The organism is Flavobacterium celericrescens (assembly GCF_011392075.1).
GTDB classification, from domain to species: domain Bacteria; phylum Bacteroidota; class Bacteroidia; order Flavobacteriales; family Flavobacteriaceae; genus Flavobacterium; species Flavobacterium celericrescens.
Window position 1 is genome coordinate 70,773 of sequence record NZ_JAAJBV010000002.1, and the last position, 18,141, is coordinate 88,913.

General features: G+C 30.5%; 20 protein-coding genes. 13 read left to right on the forward strand and 7 right to left on the reverse strand.

What is annotated here, in order from left to right:
* Window positions 1–108: 108 nt before the first annotated feature.
* The 8 genes from G4L40_RS03015 (at window position 109) to G4L40_RS03050 (ending at window position 6,290) form a co-directional block, all read left to right on the forward strand.
* Window positions 109–753 (forward strand): hypothetical protein, encoded by a 645-nt coding sequence (locus tag G4L40_RS03015; protein ID WP_166235686.1) that lies wholly within the window; start codon window positions 109–111, stop codon window positions 751–753.
* A 163-nt stretch (window positions 754–916) separates the two neighbouring features.
* The gene (locus G4L40_RS03020; RefSeq protein ID WP_166235687.1) at window positions 917–1,483 is read left to right on the forward strand and encodes a hypothetical protein; all 567 of its coding nucleotides are present in this window, start codon (window positions 917–919) and stop codon (window positions 1,481–1,483) included.
* Window positions 1,484–1,790: 307 nt separating this feature from the next.
* Window positions 1,791–2,579, forward strand: coding sequence for a hypothetical protein (locus tag G4L40_RS03025; protein ID WP_166235688.1), 789 nt, complete (start codon window positions 1,791–1,793; stop codon window positions 2,577–2,579).
* A gap of 176 nt (window positions 2,580–2,755) precedes the next feature.
* Window positions 2,756–3,598 carry a toxin-antitoxin system YwqK family antitoxin gene (locus G4L40_RS03030; RefSeq protein ID WP_166235689.1) on the forward strand — a complete coding sequence of 281 codons (843 nt, stop codon included), beginning with the start codon at window positions 2,756–2,758 and terminating at the stop codon, window positions 3,596–3,598.
* Window positions 3,599–3,769: 171 nt separating this feature from the next.
* Window positions 3,770–4,207, forward strand: coding sequence for a protease inhibitor I42 family protein (locus tag G4L40_RS03035; RefSeq protein WP_166235690.1), 438 nt, complete (start codon window positions 3,770–3,772; stop codon window positions 4,205–4,207).
* 169 nt (window positions 4,208–4,376) lie between these two features.
* On the forward strand, window positions 4,377–5,027 hold the full coding sequence (locus tag G4L40_RS03040) for a DUF6630 family protein (RefSeq protein WP_235922576.1): 651 nt from the start codon (window positions 4,377–4,379) through the stop codon (window positions 5,025–5,027).
* A 122-nt stretch (window positions 5,028–5,149) separates the two neighbouring features.
* Window positions 5,150–5,695 carry a hypothetical protein gene (locus G4L40_RS03045; RefSeq protein WP_166235691.1) on the forward strand — a complete coding sequence of 182 codons (546 nt, stop codon included), beginning with the start codon at window positions 5,150–5,152 and terminating at the stop codon, window positions 5,693–5,695.
* Between the two features lie 154 nt (window positions 5,696–5,849).
* Window positions 5,850–6,290 carry a hypothetical protein gene (locus G4L40_RS03050; protein WP_166235692.1) on the forward strand — a complete coding sequence of 147 codons (441 nt, stop codon included), beginning with the start codon at window positions 5,850–5,852 and terminating at the stop codon, window positions 6,288–6,290.
* A gap of 105 nt (window positions 6,291–6,395) precedes the next feature.
* Here the strand turns inward: G4L40_RS03050 and G4L40_RS03055 are convergent, their stop codons facing one another.
* On the reverse strand, window positions 6,396–6,887 hold the full coding sequence (locus tag G4L40_RS03055) for a thermonuclease family protein (RefSeq protein WP_166235693.1): 492 nt from the start codon (window positions 6,885–6,887) through the stop codon (window positions 6,396–6,398).
* A gap of 97 nt (window positions 6,888–6,984) precedes the next feature.
* Between G4L40_RS03055 and G4L40_RS03060 the strand changes: the two genes are divergently transcribed.
* The 4 genes from G4L40_RS03060 (at window position 6,985) to G4L40_RS03075 (ending at window position 8,832) form a co-directional block, all read left to right on the forward strand.
* Window positions 6,985–7,788: a hypothetical protein gene (locus G4L40_RS03060; protein WP_166235694.1), complete on the forward strand. Its 804-nt coding sequence runs from the start codon at window positions 6,985–6,987 to the stop codon at window positions 7,786–7,788.
* Window positions 7,789–7,856: 68 nt separating this feature from the next.
* Window positions 7,857–8,309, forward strand: coding sequence for a DUF5675 family protein (locus G4L40_RS03065; protein ID WP_166235695.1), 453 nt, complete (start codon window positions 7,857–7,859; stop codon window positions 8,307–8,309).
* 12 nt (window positions 8,310–8,321) lie between these two features.
* Window positions 8,322–8,585 carry a hypothetical protein gene (locus tag G4L40_RS03070; RefSeq protein WP_166235696.1) on the forward strand — a complete coding sequence of 88 codons (264 nt, stop codon included), beginning with the start codon at window positions 8,322–8,324 and terminating at the stop codon, window positions 8,583–8,585.
* Window positions 8,575–8,832 carry a hypothetical protein gene (locus G4L40_RS03075; protein WP_309508540.1) on the forward strand — a complete coding sequence of 86 codons (258 nt, stop codon included), beginning with the start codon at window positions 8,575–8,577 and terminating at the stop codon, window positions 8,830–8,832. The genes G4L40_RS03070 and G4L40_RS03075 overlap by 11 nt, the downstream gene beginning before the upstream one ends.
* Window positions 8,833–9,035: 203 nt before the next feature.
* Here the strand turns inward: G4L40_RS03075 and G4L40_RS03080 are convergent, their stop codons facing one another.
* Window positions 9,036–9,458 carry a DUF6943 family protein gene (locus G4L40_RS03080; protein ID WP_166235697.1) on the reverse strand — a complete coding sequence of 141 codons (423 nt, stop codon included), beginning with the start codon at window positions 9,456–9,458 and terminating at the stop codon, window positions 9,036–9,038.
* 997 nt (window positions 9,459–10,455) lie between these two features.
* Window positions 10,456–10,899 carry a hypothetical protein gene (locus G4L40_RS03085; protein ID WP_166235698.1) on the reverse strand — a complete coding sequence of 148 codons (444 nt, stop codon included), beginning with the start codon at window positions 10,897–10,899 and terminating at the stop codon, window positions 10,456–10,458.
* A gap of 395 nt (window positions 10,900–11,294) precedes the next feature.
* Between G4L40_RS03085 and G4L40_RS03090 the strand changes: the two genes are divergently transcribed.
* Window positions 11,295–12,203 carry a tetratricopeptide repeat protein gene (locus G4L40_RS03090; RefSeq protein ID WP_166235699.1) on the forward strand — a complete coding sequence of 303 codons (909 nt, stop codon included), beginning with the start codon at window positions 11,295–11,297 and terminating at the stop codon, window positions 12,201–12,203.
* 232 nt (window positions 12,204–12,435) lie between these two features.
* Here G4L40_RS03090 and G4L40_RS03095 read toward each other — a convergent pair whose 3' ends face one another.
* From G4L40_RS03095 to G4L40_RS03110, 4 genes are read right to left on the reverse strand one after another with little or no spacing between them, the layout of a single operon-like run.
* Window positions 12,436–14,154, reverse strand: coding sequence for an FHA domain-containing serine/threonine-protein kinase (locus G4L40_RS03095; protein WP_166235700.1), 1,719 nt, complete (start codon window positions 14,152–14,154; stop codon window positions 12,436–12,438).
* Window positions 14,155–14,156: 2 nt separating this feature from the next.
* A complete protein-coding gene (locus G4L40_RS03100) occupies window positions 14,157–15,554 on the reverse strand; it encodes a DUF6339 family protein (protein WP_166235701.1) in 1,398 nt (465 codons plus the stop codon).
* Window position 15,555: 1 nt separating this feature from the next.
* Complete coding sequence (locus G4L40_RS03105; protein WP_166235702.1) at window positions 15,556–16,404, reverse strand: hypothetical protein; 849 nt, start codon at window positions 16,402–16,404, stop codon at window positions 15,556–15,558.
* Entirely contained in the window at window positions 16,394–18,082 is a 1,689-nt protein-coding gene (locus G4L40_RS03110; protein ID WP_166235703.1) for a hypothetical protein, read from the reverse strand. The genes G4L40_RS03105 and G4L40_RS03110 overlap by 11 nt, the downstream gene beginning before the upstream one ends.
* Window positions 18,083–18,141: the final 59 nt, after the last annotated feature.

An 18,141-nucleotide genomic window follows, 5' to 3' on the forward strand; every position in this document is an offset into this window, starting at 1 on the left:
CCGCTGCTGAATGGAATGTTTTGTTATATTTGTAGTGGCTTGGTGTTGGTGCAACGCCACTGAGAGCAAGCCGCAAAACGTTAGCAGTAATTTTAGAAAAAGCCTACAATGACAGATTGGTACAGACGAAAAACTTGGACTAAAACAGACGAAGAAGAATACTTCGCCAAACTTGGACGTGCAAGAAAGGACGGACGAGCCCAATATTTAAGAGTTCAAGCCATAGAACTTATTGAGACCCATGACAAAAATCTATTATCGGTTGCAGAGACACTTTTAAATAAAATCTTGACAGACTATCCCGACAACCGAATTGAAAAAAGCCAAACATATAATTCACTAGGCGAAATATATAAGTTGAGAGAAGATTACGAAACCGCAATAGATTATTTTCAAAAATCGCTTGACTTTGAAAAAGAATTTCCAAATGTAATAACGACCGCATATTTGAATTTTTCTGAAACAGTTGTTCGTGCAGAAAAAACAGAATTATATGACAAAGTGGAAAACTTGCTGACAGAAAAAATAAATGAAGACACTTTAAAGTTTCCAGTTCAAAATTATATCATGTATTCTGTAATGACAGTAATTTCAGAGTATAAAGGTGATTTGGAACAGTCGAAAATCTATGCAGACTTAGCAGAAAATAATGCAACGATACAAACCAATTCACTTTGGAACCCACATAAGAAAAAATTTGGAATAGTAAAAGACAGAATTAAATGGTTGGACAAGCTCGTAGGACGGAAATAAAAACTACTGCTAACAGCCGTTTTGCAAAAGCGGGGGTTTCGTGCTTCGATGACAGTGAAGTGCTAAATTCAAGCTTTGTGCATCTAATGAAGTTTAGTGCTAACAATCCCCGTCTTCGCAAAGCGGCAAAACGTTGTAAAACAGTTTAGAAAAACCGATGAGAATGGAAAAACCTACTACGGACGAAATTATTGATTTCTTATTAAATACTTTATCTAACAATAAGTTTAAAAATGTAGATTCTAAATTAATAAGGCAAAAATTTAATTTAACTTTTAGTTCAGATGATATTGATTTGATAAAAAATTCTTTAATAAAAGCAGAAAATAAATCACTTATTGAATTAAACCAAAATAAGTCTTTTGCAAAATTAACTGAAATTGGCGTATCTGTTAAAAATGTAGGTTGGTTAGTGTATCTCGAATATGAAAAAGCAAAAAAAATAGATGAAATTGAGATTGAATCAATAAAAAAAGATACGTTAAAAGTTGATTTGAAATTAAAAAAATGGCAGCTTAAAACTTTTTGGTGCATTTTTGGTATTGCTATCATTGGTTCTGGATTAAGTGTTTATAATTTTATAAATAATTTATTTCCTTCAAGAAATGAAGAAAAACAAGAAGAACAAATAATAAGAATGGAATCGGAATTATCAAAATTGCGTACTTTAGTTTTAGACCAAAGAAAAGTTGATTCTTTGCGTAACTCCAATTCTTATAGAAAAAAATAATATCTTTAATCATAACTTAATAATTTAAACTTACTTGACACTTAAAAAAGGCGGACAAGTTAAACCTTTATAAAACCGATTTTACAACAGCGGTTTGTTTCAAGTGGCGGTTTAGTGATAATCCGAAAACGCCGTTGTAAAATTTAATAATTAGTTTATATTTGTATTGGCTTGGTGCTTAAATCGCCACCTGAAAACAAGCCACATAACGTTATAGGAAACCTATTCGCAGAAGCTTGAAAAATAAGTGACTTTAAATTCGCATCTTTCTTAAAAATCTATACTAAAGAAAAATAAAAAATTAAATATGGTTCATATAAGCTACAAACCAACAAAAAGGTACGAGACAAATTTTGATGCAGCTGAAGTTGCTAAAGAGATAGAAATTCCACTTAATAGCCAGAAATTCATTAAAGAATACTCAGAATCAGATAAATTATCAGATGAATATGGAAAAGACTTATTTTTAATTTTTGACAAAGAAATAGTTTATGCTTTTGATTATTTATATGATAGTAAAAAAATTGTGATTCCAGAAATTAATCCAGTTCTGATATTCTATTCAAATGCAATTCTTTGTCATGCGTCATTATTTCATTTCAAATCTGAATTACTAAAAAAATCTCCAGAAATAACTAAAATACAAGGTCGTATCCATCCGGCAGATTTTGCAGACTTCGCAAAATTGGCAGTCAACTGCATTGTAAATTTACAGGGAGCAATTGAAAGTTTTTTAAATTATTCAATTCCTGAAAACCATAAATTTATTTCAAAAAAGAAAAAAGAAATTAATCATCCAAGCATACACAATAAACTTGACGCAATATCGATAATTTCAAAAAAATCTTATGAAGAAAGTCATCCTTCAGAATTTGTTCTAATTAAAAACTTAATTGATTTGCGTAATGATATAATTCACCTGAAACCAATAAAAGATGAGACAAATACTAAATACAAAATGCTTTTTCGTAGAATGATTGATTTTGATTTTCTTAACGCTACTTTAGCAATTAGAGATTTCATAAACTACTATGAACCGGAATTGATTGAAGAATGTCCATGTGGAAAAGAATATTTTTATCTCATCAAATCATAATCAAAATATTTAGGCTTCCTATAACAGGCGTTTGGCAAGATTGCGAATTTTGTAGTAAATTCACGTTTATTTCTCGCAAGAAATTTTATCTTTGATAGAAATTAATCGGTTCCGAAGTTCGCAACCTCGCCAAGCGCCGGAACGTTAGCCGTTATATTACCAAAAACCTGCAAAAAATGAAATTTCTGAATATATTCATATTACTAATTTTTCTTAATTCTTGTGAAATATATTCTCAAGAAAAATATGTTGAAAAATATCCAAACGGAAATTTGAAAGTTGAAGGATTTCTTGTTGGTAAAACTTTAGATAGCGTTTATAAAGAATATTACGAAAATGGAAATATAAAAACTGAAGGTTTTTATAAAAATTGCGAATATAAAACTAATCACATATCAATTTATTCATCACTACAAACTTGTGGAAGAATAAATATTAAAGACTCTATTAATATTGGAAAATATCACGGAACTTGGAAAAATTATTATGAAAATGGAATATTAAAAAGTGTTTTCAATTATCATTGCAGTTTTTTGCAAGGTAATAATTACACATATTACGAAAATGGAAATTTAGAAAGTATTGAATTTTATAATGGTGGAAATTTATTAACATCAATAGAATATTATGAAAATGGCTTTGTAGCTAAAAATTCACTTTACACTTATATTCACAATAAAAAAGAAAGTAGAAACTTAAAAACTACAAGAGAATTGGAATATTATGAAAATGGTAATTTAAAAATTCAAAGAGAAATTATTGAAAAGGAAAAAAACGTGGAAATTGAAACCGTAAAAGAATATTACCCAAATGGTTTTCTAAAATCCGATAAAGAATTAATAGACTTGGACAAAAATGGAATCTATAGAGAATATTATGAAAATGGAAATGTAAAATACGAAGGGAAATTTCTAAACGACAAACCTATTGAAAAACAATACTATTATCTCGAAAATGGTAAACAACACAAAATAGAATATTGGAAAAAAGGCAAACTTATTAATACTGAAACAAAATAAAGCTACTGCTAACAGGCGTTTGGCAAGATTGCGAATTTTACAGTAAAATCACGTTTACATTTCGCAAGAAATTTTATCTTTGATAGAAAATAATTAGTTCCGAAGTTCGCAACCTCGCCAAGCGCCGGAACGTTGGCAGTAATGTTACCACGAAAACTTAAAAATGAAAAGTTGAAAAAAAAATATTTGAAAATATTCGGAGTAATTATTTCAATCATAATTCTGATTGGTATTTCTTATTATAATAAATTTTGCAACTATTATAAAAGTGGGGAAAATAATAACTTTGAATTAAAAGTTGGTGAAACTTTAGAAATCAGATTATACGAAAATGGTTCTACAGGGTTTTCAAATTGTTGGCTAAATGAAAATAGAAGCAAAAAATTAAAATTAGTTAACCGAAAATACGAAAATAGTCTGTATGCAAAACTTGGTTCCGAAGGTGCTGGAGGAATTATAACTTTAATTTTTAAAGCTTACGAAAAAGGAATTGATACAATAAAAATTGCGAATTGTCCACTCGGACAAGAGAGTAAAAATTGTAGTGACTATAATGAAAAAAACACTGCCGCTGACAATGAATTTATAGTAAAAATATCCGAAAGATAAAAAACACTACTGCTAACAGCGGTTTGCTTCAATGGCTACTTCCGGATTTTCCTACGGAAAATCCGCTGCTGAATGGAATGTTTTGTTATATTTGTGATGGCTTGGTGTTGGTTCAACGCCACTGAGAGCAAGCCGCAGAACGTTGTACGTAATTTAAAAACACCCTAAAATGAGACAGACAAACTACAAATTATCTACAATAGTTGCTTTACTATCCTTATCCTGTGGTGCTGGTACGACAACCCCTAAAGTTGTATTAGAAAATTCAACAAGAGAAAAATTTGACACTATAAACAAATCACAACTTATGACAGATATCGAAACTCAAAAACAAGGTTACATTGAATTAATTAAGCTGTGCCTTGGAGACAATAAAAAGAAAGAAGTTTCGAGTTTCATAGACACTCTTCGTAATTATAACGGTGACCAAAACTATTATACTACACTGAATTATGTTAAAGAGTATTTAGACAATAACGGCATTCATTTTATTATGGCGTTAGATTGGAAACAAGAAATTAGAGACTTAGTGTGGAGAGTTAATTCATCTTTGAAAGATAATTTTAATATAAACATTGAACTACCCAATCCTAAAGACTATGGCGAAAATGCATCGGTTTCAGCTAAAAATGTCTTTAGAGATTTTGACAAGTCAATTCAAAAGCAAAATTTTAAACTTGGTTTTATTGATACAAACTCGGACGAATATGTAATAATAGTTCACAAAATAAGTGATGAAAGTAAAGTTAAAGAAGCGGTTAAAAAAATTGGATATCCATACATAGACGCTAATTCACCCAAAATAAATAATGAGAAGTGAAATGTTCAAATAAACTACGTACAACACCAAATAAACAAAAGCGCTAATTCACTATACCTGTTAGGCGCCTTTGCCTATTTGGAAAACGTTAGGCGTCACTTTGAAAAACGAAATCTAAAAGAATGATTGATATAGAAAGACGAAAAAAATTAGCTTATCATTTAAGACATTTATCAATTGGATTAATAACAAATGATGAGTTTGAAGACTATATTACTGACGACGTAACATTTGGATGGCTTCCTGAACAATATTATAGAGCAAAAGAAGCTAAATTTGACGATCCGATTATTAGACCTTTGTTAGAATTAAGTTGGTGCTTATATAGTGATTTGAAAGAATACAAATTGAAAGATAAATACAAACTTGAAGAAAAACAATTAAAGGATATTGCACGCTATATTCTATTCTTACACTCAAATAATGAATATGAATGGTCATACATTGACCCAACAAATCCACTTATAAGATTCTCATTCAAAGATATTATACTAAGCGTCATTACTTTGGGCATACATTATAAAGAAAAAAGAAAAGAAAGAGAAAAAGAATTCGCTGAAATGGAAAAAATGGGAGATTTTGATTATTGGCCGTTCATAAGTAAAGAACAATACGAAGAGCAACTTAAAAACCAACCATTCTTATCTGAAAAAAAAGCGAACGCCTAACAGGCGTTTGGCAAGATTGCGAATTTTGTAGTGAATTCACGTTTGTTTCTCGCAAGAAATTTTATCTTTGATAGAAAATAATCGGTTCCGAAGTTCGCAACCTCGCCAAGCGCCGGAACGTTAGCAGCAAGCGTGCAAACCAAAATTCGTTAAAATGAAAATCCTAAAATTAATCGGTTTATTAATAATAATTGCAATCCTGATTTTGGCTGGAATTCTAAATTTCACAAAAACAGAATTAACTGTTGAAAATGCAGAATTTAATGAAAATTATGAAAATATTTATCCGTCAAGTTGTTTTATAAAATTTGAAAATAAAAAATTTCTTGTTCAAGAAATATACAAATACAAACATAAAATACTTAATGAATATTGGTTTGTAGCAAGTGAAGGTTTTGCAATTCAAAAATTCGAGTTTCCTTTTGAAATGAATTATAACAATGAACAAAAAAAGTATAGAATATTAAAATATACGGAAAATGAAAAATTAGTAAAATTCAATTCTCAAGAATATAAAATTACAGAAAAAAGAAATGACACAATTATTTCAAAAATTACCGAAAATAAAGTCATTATATTTATAGACAAAGAATAACGCCAGCTGCTAACAGCGGTTTAGCTCAATTACGCCTGTAAAGCACTATATTTATTGATATTTTTAGTTTTCAAACATCTATTAGTACAACATAAGTACAACAAATCAGAACTTTTTTACATGCTTGTAAATACCTCGTTTTTTAAGTTGTGCTTTGCGATTCATTTTTTGAAATTCTGCTAATCGTCCACAATAATATTCGTCTGTTGCTTTTGCAAATCCATTGATCAAAAGCAAATCATTCAAGCACTCCCCTCCTGGCAAGATTACATACCCTAATTGTCGGTTCCAATAATCGTAAAAGTTATCCTGTTCTGTAATTATCGTTACCACCGTTTTAGGCGGTGCTACTTCCAAAACATAATGCAAGGCTTCCAATCCTAATTGGATTAAAAATTGGGCAGCTAAACGTGTTTTCTGTTCGTCCTCTTTCATCTTTCTATTGTACTTTACTTCTGGTGCATCTAAACCATATAGTCGTATCTCTTTTTGCAAACGAGTGAAAAGATTGCTAATGATTATGCTGTCCCCATCTTTGACTTCATCTATTTGCCAATGGGTTTCCACTAAATAGGGTGCTTTTGCGTTGTATTGCATTGATTTTCAGTATTTTAAGTTATTGTAAATCAAAGATAATGAATGATATTTGAGTATAAAATTTCACTTAAATATTAACTTCTAAAATCTTTACAAAATGGCTAGACAGAAAGGCGTTTTAAAGTATGTGGGGACTCTTGGAGATGTTCGCCACTTTAAAATTAAAGGACAAGAAGGGTACTTTGCCGGAATGGTAGGTGGACCTTCAGGGGAGCAAGTTTTATCAGCTCCAGAATTTGAAAGAACTCGTGAGAACATGAACGAGTTTGGTGCTTGTGCTAAAGCAGGAAAATCGGTTAGAACTGGTTTATCACAAATCGTGAAGCAAATGTCTGATACGCAAGTAGCAGGACGTTTAACAGCTATCATGAAGAAAATCAATTTGGAAGACCAAACCGAAGCCAGAGGGTATCGTAAAATTGAGATTACCACTCAAAGAAATTACTTGGTAGGTTTTGAGTTTGACAAAAACACTTCCTTAAATGGTATTTTCAATGCTCCTTACAGTGTTACGCATGACCCAGCAAGAAACACTGCTGATTTTGTAATTCCTGCATTTAATCCAGCGAATTTGATTAATGCTCCTGCTGGTGCTACTCACTTTAGATTGATTCACACGCTTTCTGTTGTGAGTGACTTTGCTTACAATGCTGTAACGAATAGTTATGATCCTATTGACACAGCTCAAAATGAAGTGAGTGATGTTCAATTTAGTGGTTTCTTAGACTTGTATGCTCCTGCAACTGCAACTACCATTACAGCAACTTTGCCAAATGGTATTACACCATCAACAGATGTTACCGTTCTTCAAGGTATTGGAATTGAGTTCTACCAAAAAGTAGGTTCAAACTATTACTTATTTGCAACAGGTAACTGCTTGAAAATTGAGGACGCATTTTAAGAATCCTACTTACAAATCCCTCAGAAGCTCTGGGGGATTTTTTGTTTTAACTTACTAATTCAATTCCCATGGAAACAAAAATCATTCGCGTAGCACAGGGCAAACAAAGTACCTTAAGCCAATTATATATCAACGGAGTATTTCAATGTTATTTACTAGAGGATAAAATACGAACTGAAAAAATCAAGGAACATACTGCCATACCTACTGGAACCTATTCATTGCAGCTTAATACTTGGGGTGCAAAAAATGTCAACTACAAAAAGGCATTTGGAAAAGTTCACCAAGGTATGATTGAAATTACAGGTTTACCAAATTTCAGTTATGTGTATATCCATACAGGAAATACGATTGAAGATACCGCAGGATGTCCGCTTTGTGGATTTGGGTTCCAACTTATCCAGGGCGATTACCGAGTTAATCAAAGTGTTATGGCTTACCAAATGATTTATCCTAAACTAGTTGCATTAGCAAAGAACAAAGCAAACAAGATTAGTATCGAAAACAATTTCCAATTTTAAACTTGTAATGCCATGGAACAAGCTCCACAATTAATGGTACTTTTTGGAAGTTTAATAAGCTTATTATTATCGGTTGTAGCCTATTTTATCAAACAATTGCACACAGATTTCAAAAGAATGGAAAAAGACCTTGTTGAAGTAAAAACCATGGCATTATTAATCAAAACCGAGTTTAAAAGTAGTAGTGATTTACTGAACCAAAAAGTAGATTATTTAGAACACCGAGTACAAAAATTAGAATTAAACATTTTTAAAAATCACGAACATGAAAAGTAATGAAATGAATATCGTTCAAAGAGTAAAAGCTCCAACACCAAAGTTTTTCAAAGTATTGAGAACAATTGGTTTAGCCTTGGCAACCGTTGGAGGAACTATCATCGCTTCACCAATTGCATTGCCGGCTGGATTAGTTGCAGCTGCAGGTTATTTGGTTTTGGGCGGTGGTGTATTGTCGGCAGTATCGCAAACCGCTGTACAAGATGACGACGAACCGAGAGTTCCACAGGAAGACAGGGTTCAATAAACCTAAATTTGCTTAAAAATTGCAATCAAAAGCTCCTATTTCAGGGGCTTTTTTTTGTTTTATACCCAATTGCATCGCTTTTTCCAATTTTATTTAATTGGTGCGTTCATATTGCGGTTATGTATTGTTTTGCTTCGGGATAGGGATTGTTTTTGGAAATTTGATGAAATGAAAAAACCTAGCCCATCGGGGCCAGGTTTGTGTTATTTGTTTCTGTAACGTTGTAGGATGGCGTTACGGATTTCGTTGATTAAGTGGATGTTTTTTGCGTGGTGTGCTTCTTGTTCTTGCAACAGCTTGAGTGCTTGGATGTTTTTATGGTGCAGCTCGTGTTCACGCATTAATCGGGTGGCTTTTGGATTGAACTCTTTTTTGAATTCATAGAGAGATAAGAACGGAATAACCGAACCGCGAAGAAAAGGTATCCAGAATTTGGATTTCCATAGGCTCATGGCTATCCAAAAGATGTCCTCTTTTTGAGCTTCGGTTTGAAATACAAGTACAAAGCTGTTTGTAAAGGGTTCGTTTTGAGGTTTTCCGCTATTCAGTCCTTTTGATAATACGAAAAAGTGCGGTTTGGCATAGTGCGCCCCAGGTTGGTGGGTTTTAATAAAAATAGTGTCCATAGTACAAGGATTTAACAGGTTAACTTCCTTCGTCTTTCCTTCGTGATTGCCCGAAATGTGAATGGAAACCGAGATGCCCCACACACATTTTTGCAAAAGAAAAAAGGAAAAAAAAGAAAGCCGTCTTGCCTTGTGGAGGGTTTCAAAAAAGCAAGTTTTACGGGTAAAATACTACCCATATGCGTCTGTGGAAACGCTAAGTGGATGTTGTGGTATTGAAAATGTATGGGTGGAGATTTTATCCGGAACCGAAGGCTTGAACTTGCTTTTTTGAATACCCGGAACAAACCTTTGGCTTCTTTTTTATCCTTTTTTTTGTAAAAATGTTTACCCCAAATGTTCTTATGAAATGGGGTTTTAGGGGTGTTCAATCGGGACTGGTAAACAAGGGTGTGGTTTTCTTTTTTTAGGTGGACGACCTCGACTACGCTTGGTTTGACAATGTTTCTTTGTGAAGATTAGAAAAAAGAAAAACACACTCTTGTGATAGTTTGATTTTTGAGGATGCTTTGAAAGTGTTTAGTATTCAGTTTTTAGTGTTCAGTGGAGTGCGTGAACTGGAAATGGGAAGCATCTTCAAAAAACAATGAAAATTACGTTAGCGGTAGCGTTCCTATTATTCTTCGGGTGGGTGCGGCTGGGAGCGGATATTTTACATAATAACCCTTATAACTTTCAGGGGGACTGCGTGGGGTGTTGGGAATGAATTATAAGGTTTATTATGTAATAATAGCTTGGGAGTGGTTTTTGCGTGTTTTTAGCGTTTGTTTTTTGGATTGGGTGTAAGTGGATAAAAAAAGGCGGACTGTGCGCGAGGGGTTGGGAAAACAGGGAGCCTTTTTTTATTGACTTACTTTGGGTAAAACAAGTGCTAAAAACACACAAAATACCACTAGTGCGGTGGGGAGCGTTGGACTGGGTGGGTGAAACTACTTCAGCGAAGCGTTCCTATTTAATTATTATTCTATTGATATGCACAAAAAATAAATCGTTTTTTTTAAGATACTTTTTGAGATTTATTGTTTTTTGTTCTTTTATCAATAAAATCATCAACACAACCAAATTCTACTGCATCAAAGTAAAGTATTAGATTATCTACCTCATGCCAATGTTTTCTGGTTAGCACTAATTGGAAATTATCAATCATTATGTTTTTTAATACTTCACCTAAAGTACTTTTAGTTTCTAAACATGAACAATCTAAGCTATCTAACAAGCTTAATCTTAATGCCAAATCTTTATTAATGGTCAGATGATTTGGAATTATTTGTTCTATACCTTCATTAAATTCATACTTTATAAGTGTTGCAATTTCGTTAGGATTTTCCTCTATCAATTTTTTTAAGCTTGATTCGTTATTGATTAAATTGGCAAAAGAGGAACCGAATGAACTAGTATTGTTATTGTATCTGTCTTCTGTTATTAGAATTTCAATTTCCATAAATTATTAAATTAATTAAGCCTAAAGATAAAAATATAATTGAAATTAGTGAAATGAAGCAAACAAAGAATTGATGCTAGGAATACTTGGATACCGATAGCTATCGGCACAGGCTAGGAGCGATTTTTGTGCAGCTGAATGAGATAATGAAATTTTATTTACTTTTCATCTATGAGCTTTAATAATTTACAATTATTTCATTAGCATTATATCGTTTTAGCTAATAGATGCGTTATAATTAGTATCTCGTTTGATTGTTTAACCTCTTAATAAAGATTTATTTTGTAAATTAAACTATGATTTGATTATTAATTACTTTCATTTACGGAAAACCGTACACAATTATTAACCCAACGTATTAACTTTAATCACTTTATTAAATTAAATTCTAAAATATGAAAAAACTATTCTTATATGCTTTTTTAAGCTTTGCCATTTCTTCTTACTGTCAAACTGCAGAAGACTATTTTAAAAGTGGTCTGTCTAAACTTCGATTAGAAGACCATGAAGGAGCCATTGTTGAATTTACAAAAGCCATACAATTAAAACCTAATTATGTTTATGCCTACAGTAATAGAGGTGTTGCTAAAAAAGAATTAAAAGACTTTCAGGGAGCTGTTGAAGATTTTACCAAAGCGTTAGAATATGAACCTAATTATAATCCTGTTTATTTTAACAGAGCTGATGCAAAATATAATTTGAATGATCTTGAGGGAGCTATAGCTGATTATACTATTGCTATAAAATTAAAACCTACTGATGCAGAGTCTTATTATAACAGAGGAGTAATCTATTTAGAACTAAATGATTTTCCTGCTGCTATTGCTGATTATAATAAATCATTAGAATTAGAACCTAATAATGATTTTGTTTACTTACAAAGAGGTTACGCTAAAAATGAAATTAAAGACTATGAAGGTGCTATCCAAGATTATTCAAAAGCAATTGAATTTAATGATGGAAATTTAGAAGCTTATTTTTTTAGAGCTTCTGCAAAAAGTGATTTAAATAACTATGTTGGTTCAATAGAAGACTACAACTTACTTATAAAATTATCACCGAATGACAGTTTTGCTTTTTATAATAGAGGTGTTGCAAAGAGTCAATTAAAGGATTTTGAAGGTGCTATAGCTGATTACACGAAAGCTATTGAACTAGATTCTGAATTAGCAGATGCTTACATGGCAAGAGCTCTCGCAAAAATTGAATTAAAACAATTTGATGGTTTGTGTGCTGATTTATTAAAAGCAAGTGAAAATGATATTGAAAAAGCTAATACACTTATTGAACAATATTGCGAATAATGTTACTTGTTGTTTTAGAATTTATAACTTTCTGATTCACGAATTAATCTGAATAGTTAATTTACATAATTAGATATTCTAATCTGTCTTAAATTTTGTCATTTCATATTCTTGAGAGACAAATTATCTAAGACAGATTTTTTTATTGCACACTATTGGAATTTTATATAATTAGTTACTACAGTTATTTATCCAAATACATAAATAACAACCATTTACATTTTGTTAAATATTAAATTAATTTAGATTTGTCAGTTGTAAGGGCAAAATAAATATCATTAATTTTGAGATTGTTGTAACCTATTAATGGGACTTTATTTGTTACAACTACATCGTTTATTTCTGTTCCTGTACTCTCGAGGTCGTATAACCAAACATTGTCTTTGGTGTTGATTATTACACAATGTCTTCTACTTACTGTAGTAGAACCTGAGACTTTAATATCGTTCTGATTGTACTCTTCTCTTCCAAATTTTATTATTAGGTTATTTAATGCGCTAGGAGTTTGAACTTTATTATTGGTTTCTAATATTGTTATGGTATTTTCTTTCATATTGTTGAACTGAAAGTCCATAAATAATAGTTTTGATTTTAGTGTTGGTGATTTTTTAAAGTTATGGCTCAATTCATTTTCGGTAATAACAGAAAGGTTATATTCAATAAATGGATTGTTTTTTTGTTCTGCTTTTGTTTTTGGAGGAATGGATTTGCCATTACTATTTAACACAAAAGCAATAAAATAATTATTGGCAAAACAAGGTAACGATGGATTGGCTTCCATAATCATTTTGGAAAGTTCCATCGCTGTTTCGTATCTATCCGTTTCGTAATAACAACGAATTAAAAGATTGTAGGCTTCGTAATCTGCTGGGTTTCTATGAAGATGGTCTGATAATAATCCTATAGCTATTGGATATTTTTTTGCTTCCAAATTAATCCAACCTAAATCCTTTTGAACATCAAGCCTTGGATTGAGTTTTAGTGCCTTTTCATAGTAACTTTTTGCAGCATCAATCTTTTGAATTCTTAAGTTGTATTTACCTAATGCTTGTAAAACCGCCACATTGTTTTTATATTGTTTTTGCGCTAATTCTAAAAAATTTAGAGCATTACGCCATTTATTAGTTTTTAAGGCTTTGTCTGCTAAGTCAACTAATTCAGCAGCTTTGAGGTTATCTTTATTAAAAATCATTGGAACTGATTTAGCTTTCAACGCTTCTTCCAATTCAATCATAAATTGAAATCTAAGTTCAGGTGTTTTATTGATTGCTTTTAAGATTATTTCTTGTTGCCAATTCGGGAGTTTCTGAATTGGGAAATCAGTTGATTGGTGTTTTTCAATTATTTCTTCTCTTGATAATCCTAAAAAAGGGTTTTTCTTCGATAATAATTCCATTAACGTAACACCCAATGAGTAAATGTCAATTCTAGGATCATTTGTACTTTTAAAATCCCAATTAAAAGATTCTGGGCACATATATGACCTGGTTCCCATGTTTTTATTAGCAACGCCAAAGTCTGCAATCTTTATATTGCCATTCTGTGTAAAAAGTATGTTGTCGGGTTTGATATCGTGATGAATAATTCCTTTTTTGTGAATTATTCTTAGACTTTCTGCTAAAGTTATTACCCAATCAATAGCTTCTGTATTTGTATATGTATTGCTATTTATTTTATCTCTCAAACTACCACCAGAACAATATTCCATTACAAGATAAAATACACCCTCTTCTCTAAAGTGATGGTAGAAGGTAACAATATTTGGATTTTCAAATTTTGCTACTGTTTCAATTTCATGGATTATATTTTCTTGTAAAAATTTGTCTTCAGTTAATAATTGCTTGATCGCTACAAAACGATTTGACACTCTTTCTTTCGCTAAAAAAACCTTGCCAAAACCACCATTGCCAAGGTCTTTAATGAAAATGTATTTGTTGTCGAATAGTTTCATTATTAGATAAAAATTTCCGGCCAATATTTATTTAAAATACCCCAATTTTCTCTGTAGTATTTATTCTTTAAAGATTTTCCTTTTGCTGTAAAAGATTTTATATAAAGATTACCTAAATCATCTCTACATTCAGAAGGTAAAATTTTATATTCAATCTTGTCATAGATATCATAAACCGTTTGATAACCTTTCAAACCAATAACATCATTATTCTCTTTAAGTTGACTAATGTTATGTGCTTTAAAATATTTATTCCCCTTATATGTATAACAAATTCCTATTAATTTATTTTCATCATTATCTATTAATAGATTGTTTATTGTGTTAGTTTTATAGACGCCATTTTTATATAAATCTCGACTTTTATTTAAAATACTTTTTAAAGTCACTTTATTAATATTGCCCTCTTCATTGTAGCAAACCAACAAAAAACCATTTCTAAAGGATTCATAAATAGGAACTGACCAAGTGAAATTTGCAGGTAAATCAGTCAATTTATGGTTCCCATCCTGTGAAAGATTAAAATATTTAACTATTTCATCCTTTGAATTTGTTTTTTCTTGAATTCTATTAAGTGGTTCATTAAAAGTTTGACTATTTGAAAATGGAAGTTTTAATTCTTTAGGATTACATAAATCTTGAAACTTCATTTCAAGTTGCTTAACAAACCATTCTTTCTTAAAAAAACCAAGAGGTTTTGTACCACCTAACAAATTTACGAATTTAGATATTCTATCACCATTTTCTTTAGTTTCTTTAATGTCGTGAATTTTATAAAATTCAAGAATCCCTAAAATTGCTTCTTTATGTCTAACATATGAGCTTCCACCAAATGTAACAGTTCTGTAACGATTGTTGTTAAAATAAATTTTTGACAGCTCATATGGATCATCCATACTATCATCGATTGTTAAATGAATGGACCACCAAAGAGTAGTTAATGGGTAGTTAATCAAGTGTTTTTGAGATGATAAAGTCATCAACCAATGTCGGTTTATGTATGTTTCTCGTGAACTTTTTGATGGACTTTCAATTTCGTTCCACCTCAAATGAATGTACTTATACATATCAAAATGATGCAAATAACTCCAAAAATCTATGTCAGAAGCTTGTTTGGGTGTTATTTTAATACTTTCATACAATAATTTTGCACATTCAAAATCAGCTTTTCTAAAATCATTAGACTTTTGATTAAGATTTGATTTGAAGGTGCTAATCATTTCATTCCCTAAATCTCTAGGAATTTCATAAAAATCACAAACAGTAAAATCATTATTTTCAAAATGGTATTTAAACTCATTTTTATTTAAATAATATTTTATTATTGAGGAATCATCATTACTAATTAGATTTTTTAATTTCTCAACAACGCCAGTATTAAATTTTTTTTGATAATTCATATTATTCAAATTCTGTGTTTTTTTGTTTGTTGTCCATTTCTGCTAAAGTTTCTAATAAAGAATTAGTAGGTTTAGATAATAAATCTTCTATGAAACTTGGAACTTCATCAATAGAAGGAAATTCAGAATCTTTTTGCATTCTTGACCAATGAATTTTTAATACTCTAGACCAGCTTTTTTCTTCATAATCTTCGTTAGATAATTTATAACAAGCATGTATTAATGCGGGTTGTAGCAAAGAAGAAATTAGTAATTTTTGATAGTCTGGATTTTCAGAAAATTGTTTTAGTGCATCGAATTCTTTAATTGGTAATTCAATTACAATGCTATCACCAGAATAAATATATTGGACCCTTTTTTCAGTATTATTATTAGATGATCTTATTTTTATGATACTATCTAAACTAGTACCATTCAAATCTAATTCAAAATTATATTCACCCAAATAAGCTAAAATTTCACCTTTCTCTACATAAAAATCTAAATCTCTTAGTTCTTTTTTGATTGCTTGATTTTTATAATTCGGTAAATCTATATTTGCTATTACTAATAAAACTACTTCAACCTTATTTTTTAGATAATCTAAGGGTATACTTATGTTGAATTGAAATTCTTGTTCAAATACTTTTCTGAACATTGTATGTGTACAAAAAATCTCAGCAATTACTTTAGCTTCATTTTTTTGTATCATATCAATTATTTTTTCATTATTCCCAAAATTGATTTCTTCAGAAGTAATTATAAAATTGTTATTTTCAATCTTATTTTCAATATTACAGATTGGTTTAAAATCGTAATAATCTGGATCACCAAACACAGGATGTCCAAATTTATATCCATTAATTTTCATCTAATACCTCTTTAATTTCTTTTAACCTAATAGCATGTTTCAGTGTGTCTTCCAAAATAATTACTACTTCATTTACTCCTGAATTTAAATTTAGAAATAATCTATTTCCTTCAAATTTACCCTGAGAAGTAGAAGAAATATTAATAATTTCACGACCAGTTTTATCATCAGAACCAACAAACACTTCAAAATCAATTTTATTATTAGATTTTTTAGAATTCATTGTAATGATATATTTATAACTACCGTTCTCTTTAATTGCTCTACTACGAAGCCAATGAAAAGATTTAGGTGTGTAATCATTTTGAGGTTTTAGTATTTTTGGGGGTTTTATTTTTTCTTGAGTTTTGTCATCATTCTTTTGAAGTCCACTTTTACTACTTTTTAAACCTGGCAGATTTAATAATTTATCAAATTCTGGAATTGTAATTTCATTACCTTGTTGATCACCAACAAAATCTTTAATACAATCGGATTGAAATTCATTTAAAAAATCCAATGCTTTTTTACCATTTGGATCTTTCCAGTTCCCTTTTCTCCATTCAGTATGCGTTGCATTTTCAAGTTTTTTTAAAATTTCATTTCCTTTGTCATCATCACAAATGAAAACACCACAATACCCTCTGTATAATTTAGAAGGATCTTTAAAAATTAGCATTTTTGAATTTCTGAAGTTAGAAATTCTACCTTGATATTCTTCATTCTTAGCTATGACAAATTTTACACTACCTAGAATTGGAATTTCTTTTGCATACTTTTTATTTGAACAATTATTCCCTAAATAAGTTTCTATATATGGTCTAGGATTTGGATTGTTGTTATATTGTCCAGATTCATAAATACTAGGGTATAATCTTAAAATTTCATTATAGATGTTGTCTTTATTAAATTCTTTTTTGTCAATAGTAACAATTAGATCTCCTTCAAGAATAGCAAGCCAAAAGTTATTAACCAGTTCTTTTTCCATTATTGATTGTTTGTCTGGTTCATCCCATACACCAAGTATAAATGCGGAAGTACCTGACTCATTTCTAGAGAAGATTGATGGTATTAACTCTTTTTCTGTTATTGGATTAAAATCATTACTAAAGTAACCTTTATAGTTTAATAATTCACCATCTTTATAATGGGTTGATATTCTGGATATTCCTTGAAAAAGTATGCTTTTGTTTTCATGAAAAATGGATGTAACAAATATACTATGTAGATAAGAAGCCGCAAAGTAAGCCGCTTTTCCCATACCTTTTGAACCAGCAGAACCAGCAGAGCTTTTTGTTGATACATTTCTTGAATGTGCAAAAGAATCAAAAGAGGTTTTAAGTTCCATACCTTTTGTGTTATAATCTGCGATTTCAAGGCAAGTATAACTATCTTTTTCGATTGCATTACACATAGTATCAATCAATTCTAAATCGTCATTATTAGCTTTTTCCCATTTTTTACAACCAAATAAATGACTTTCAATTTCCGCTATGCTAGGAAATAAAGATTTATCAATTTTAAAATAATTAAATTCAATTTTTACAGGCTCTAATTCATTTAACCTTGCATCCAATGAATTTTGAATAGCTTCTCTTACAACAGATTGGTATCTAGTTTTATCAAATAATTCAATATCCCCATCACGAATACCCTGAAAGTCATCACCTTGCGTTAGTTTTTTAAAATGCCATTTCATAATTTATACTAGATTTATCTATTGTTTTTTAACTATGTTAATTTATAATTTTATGACTT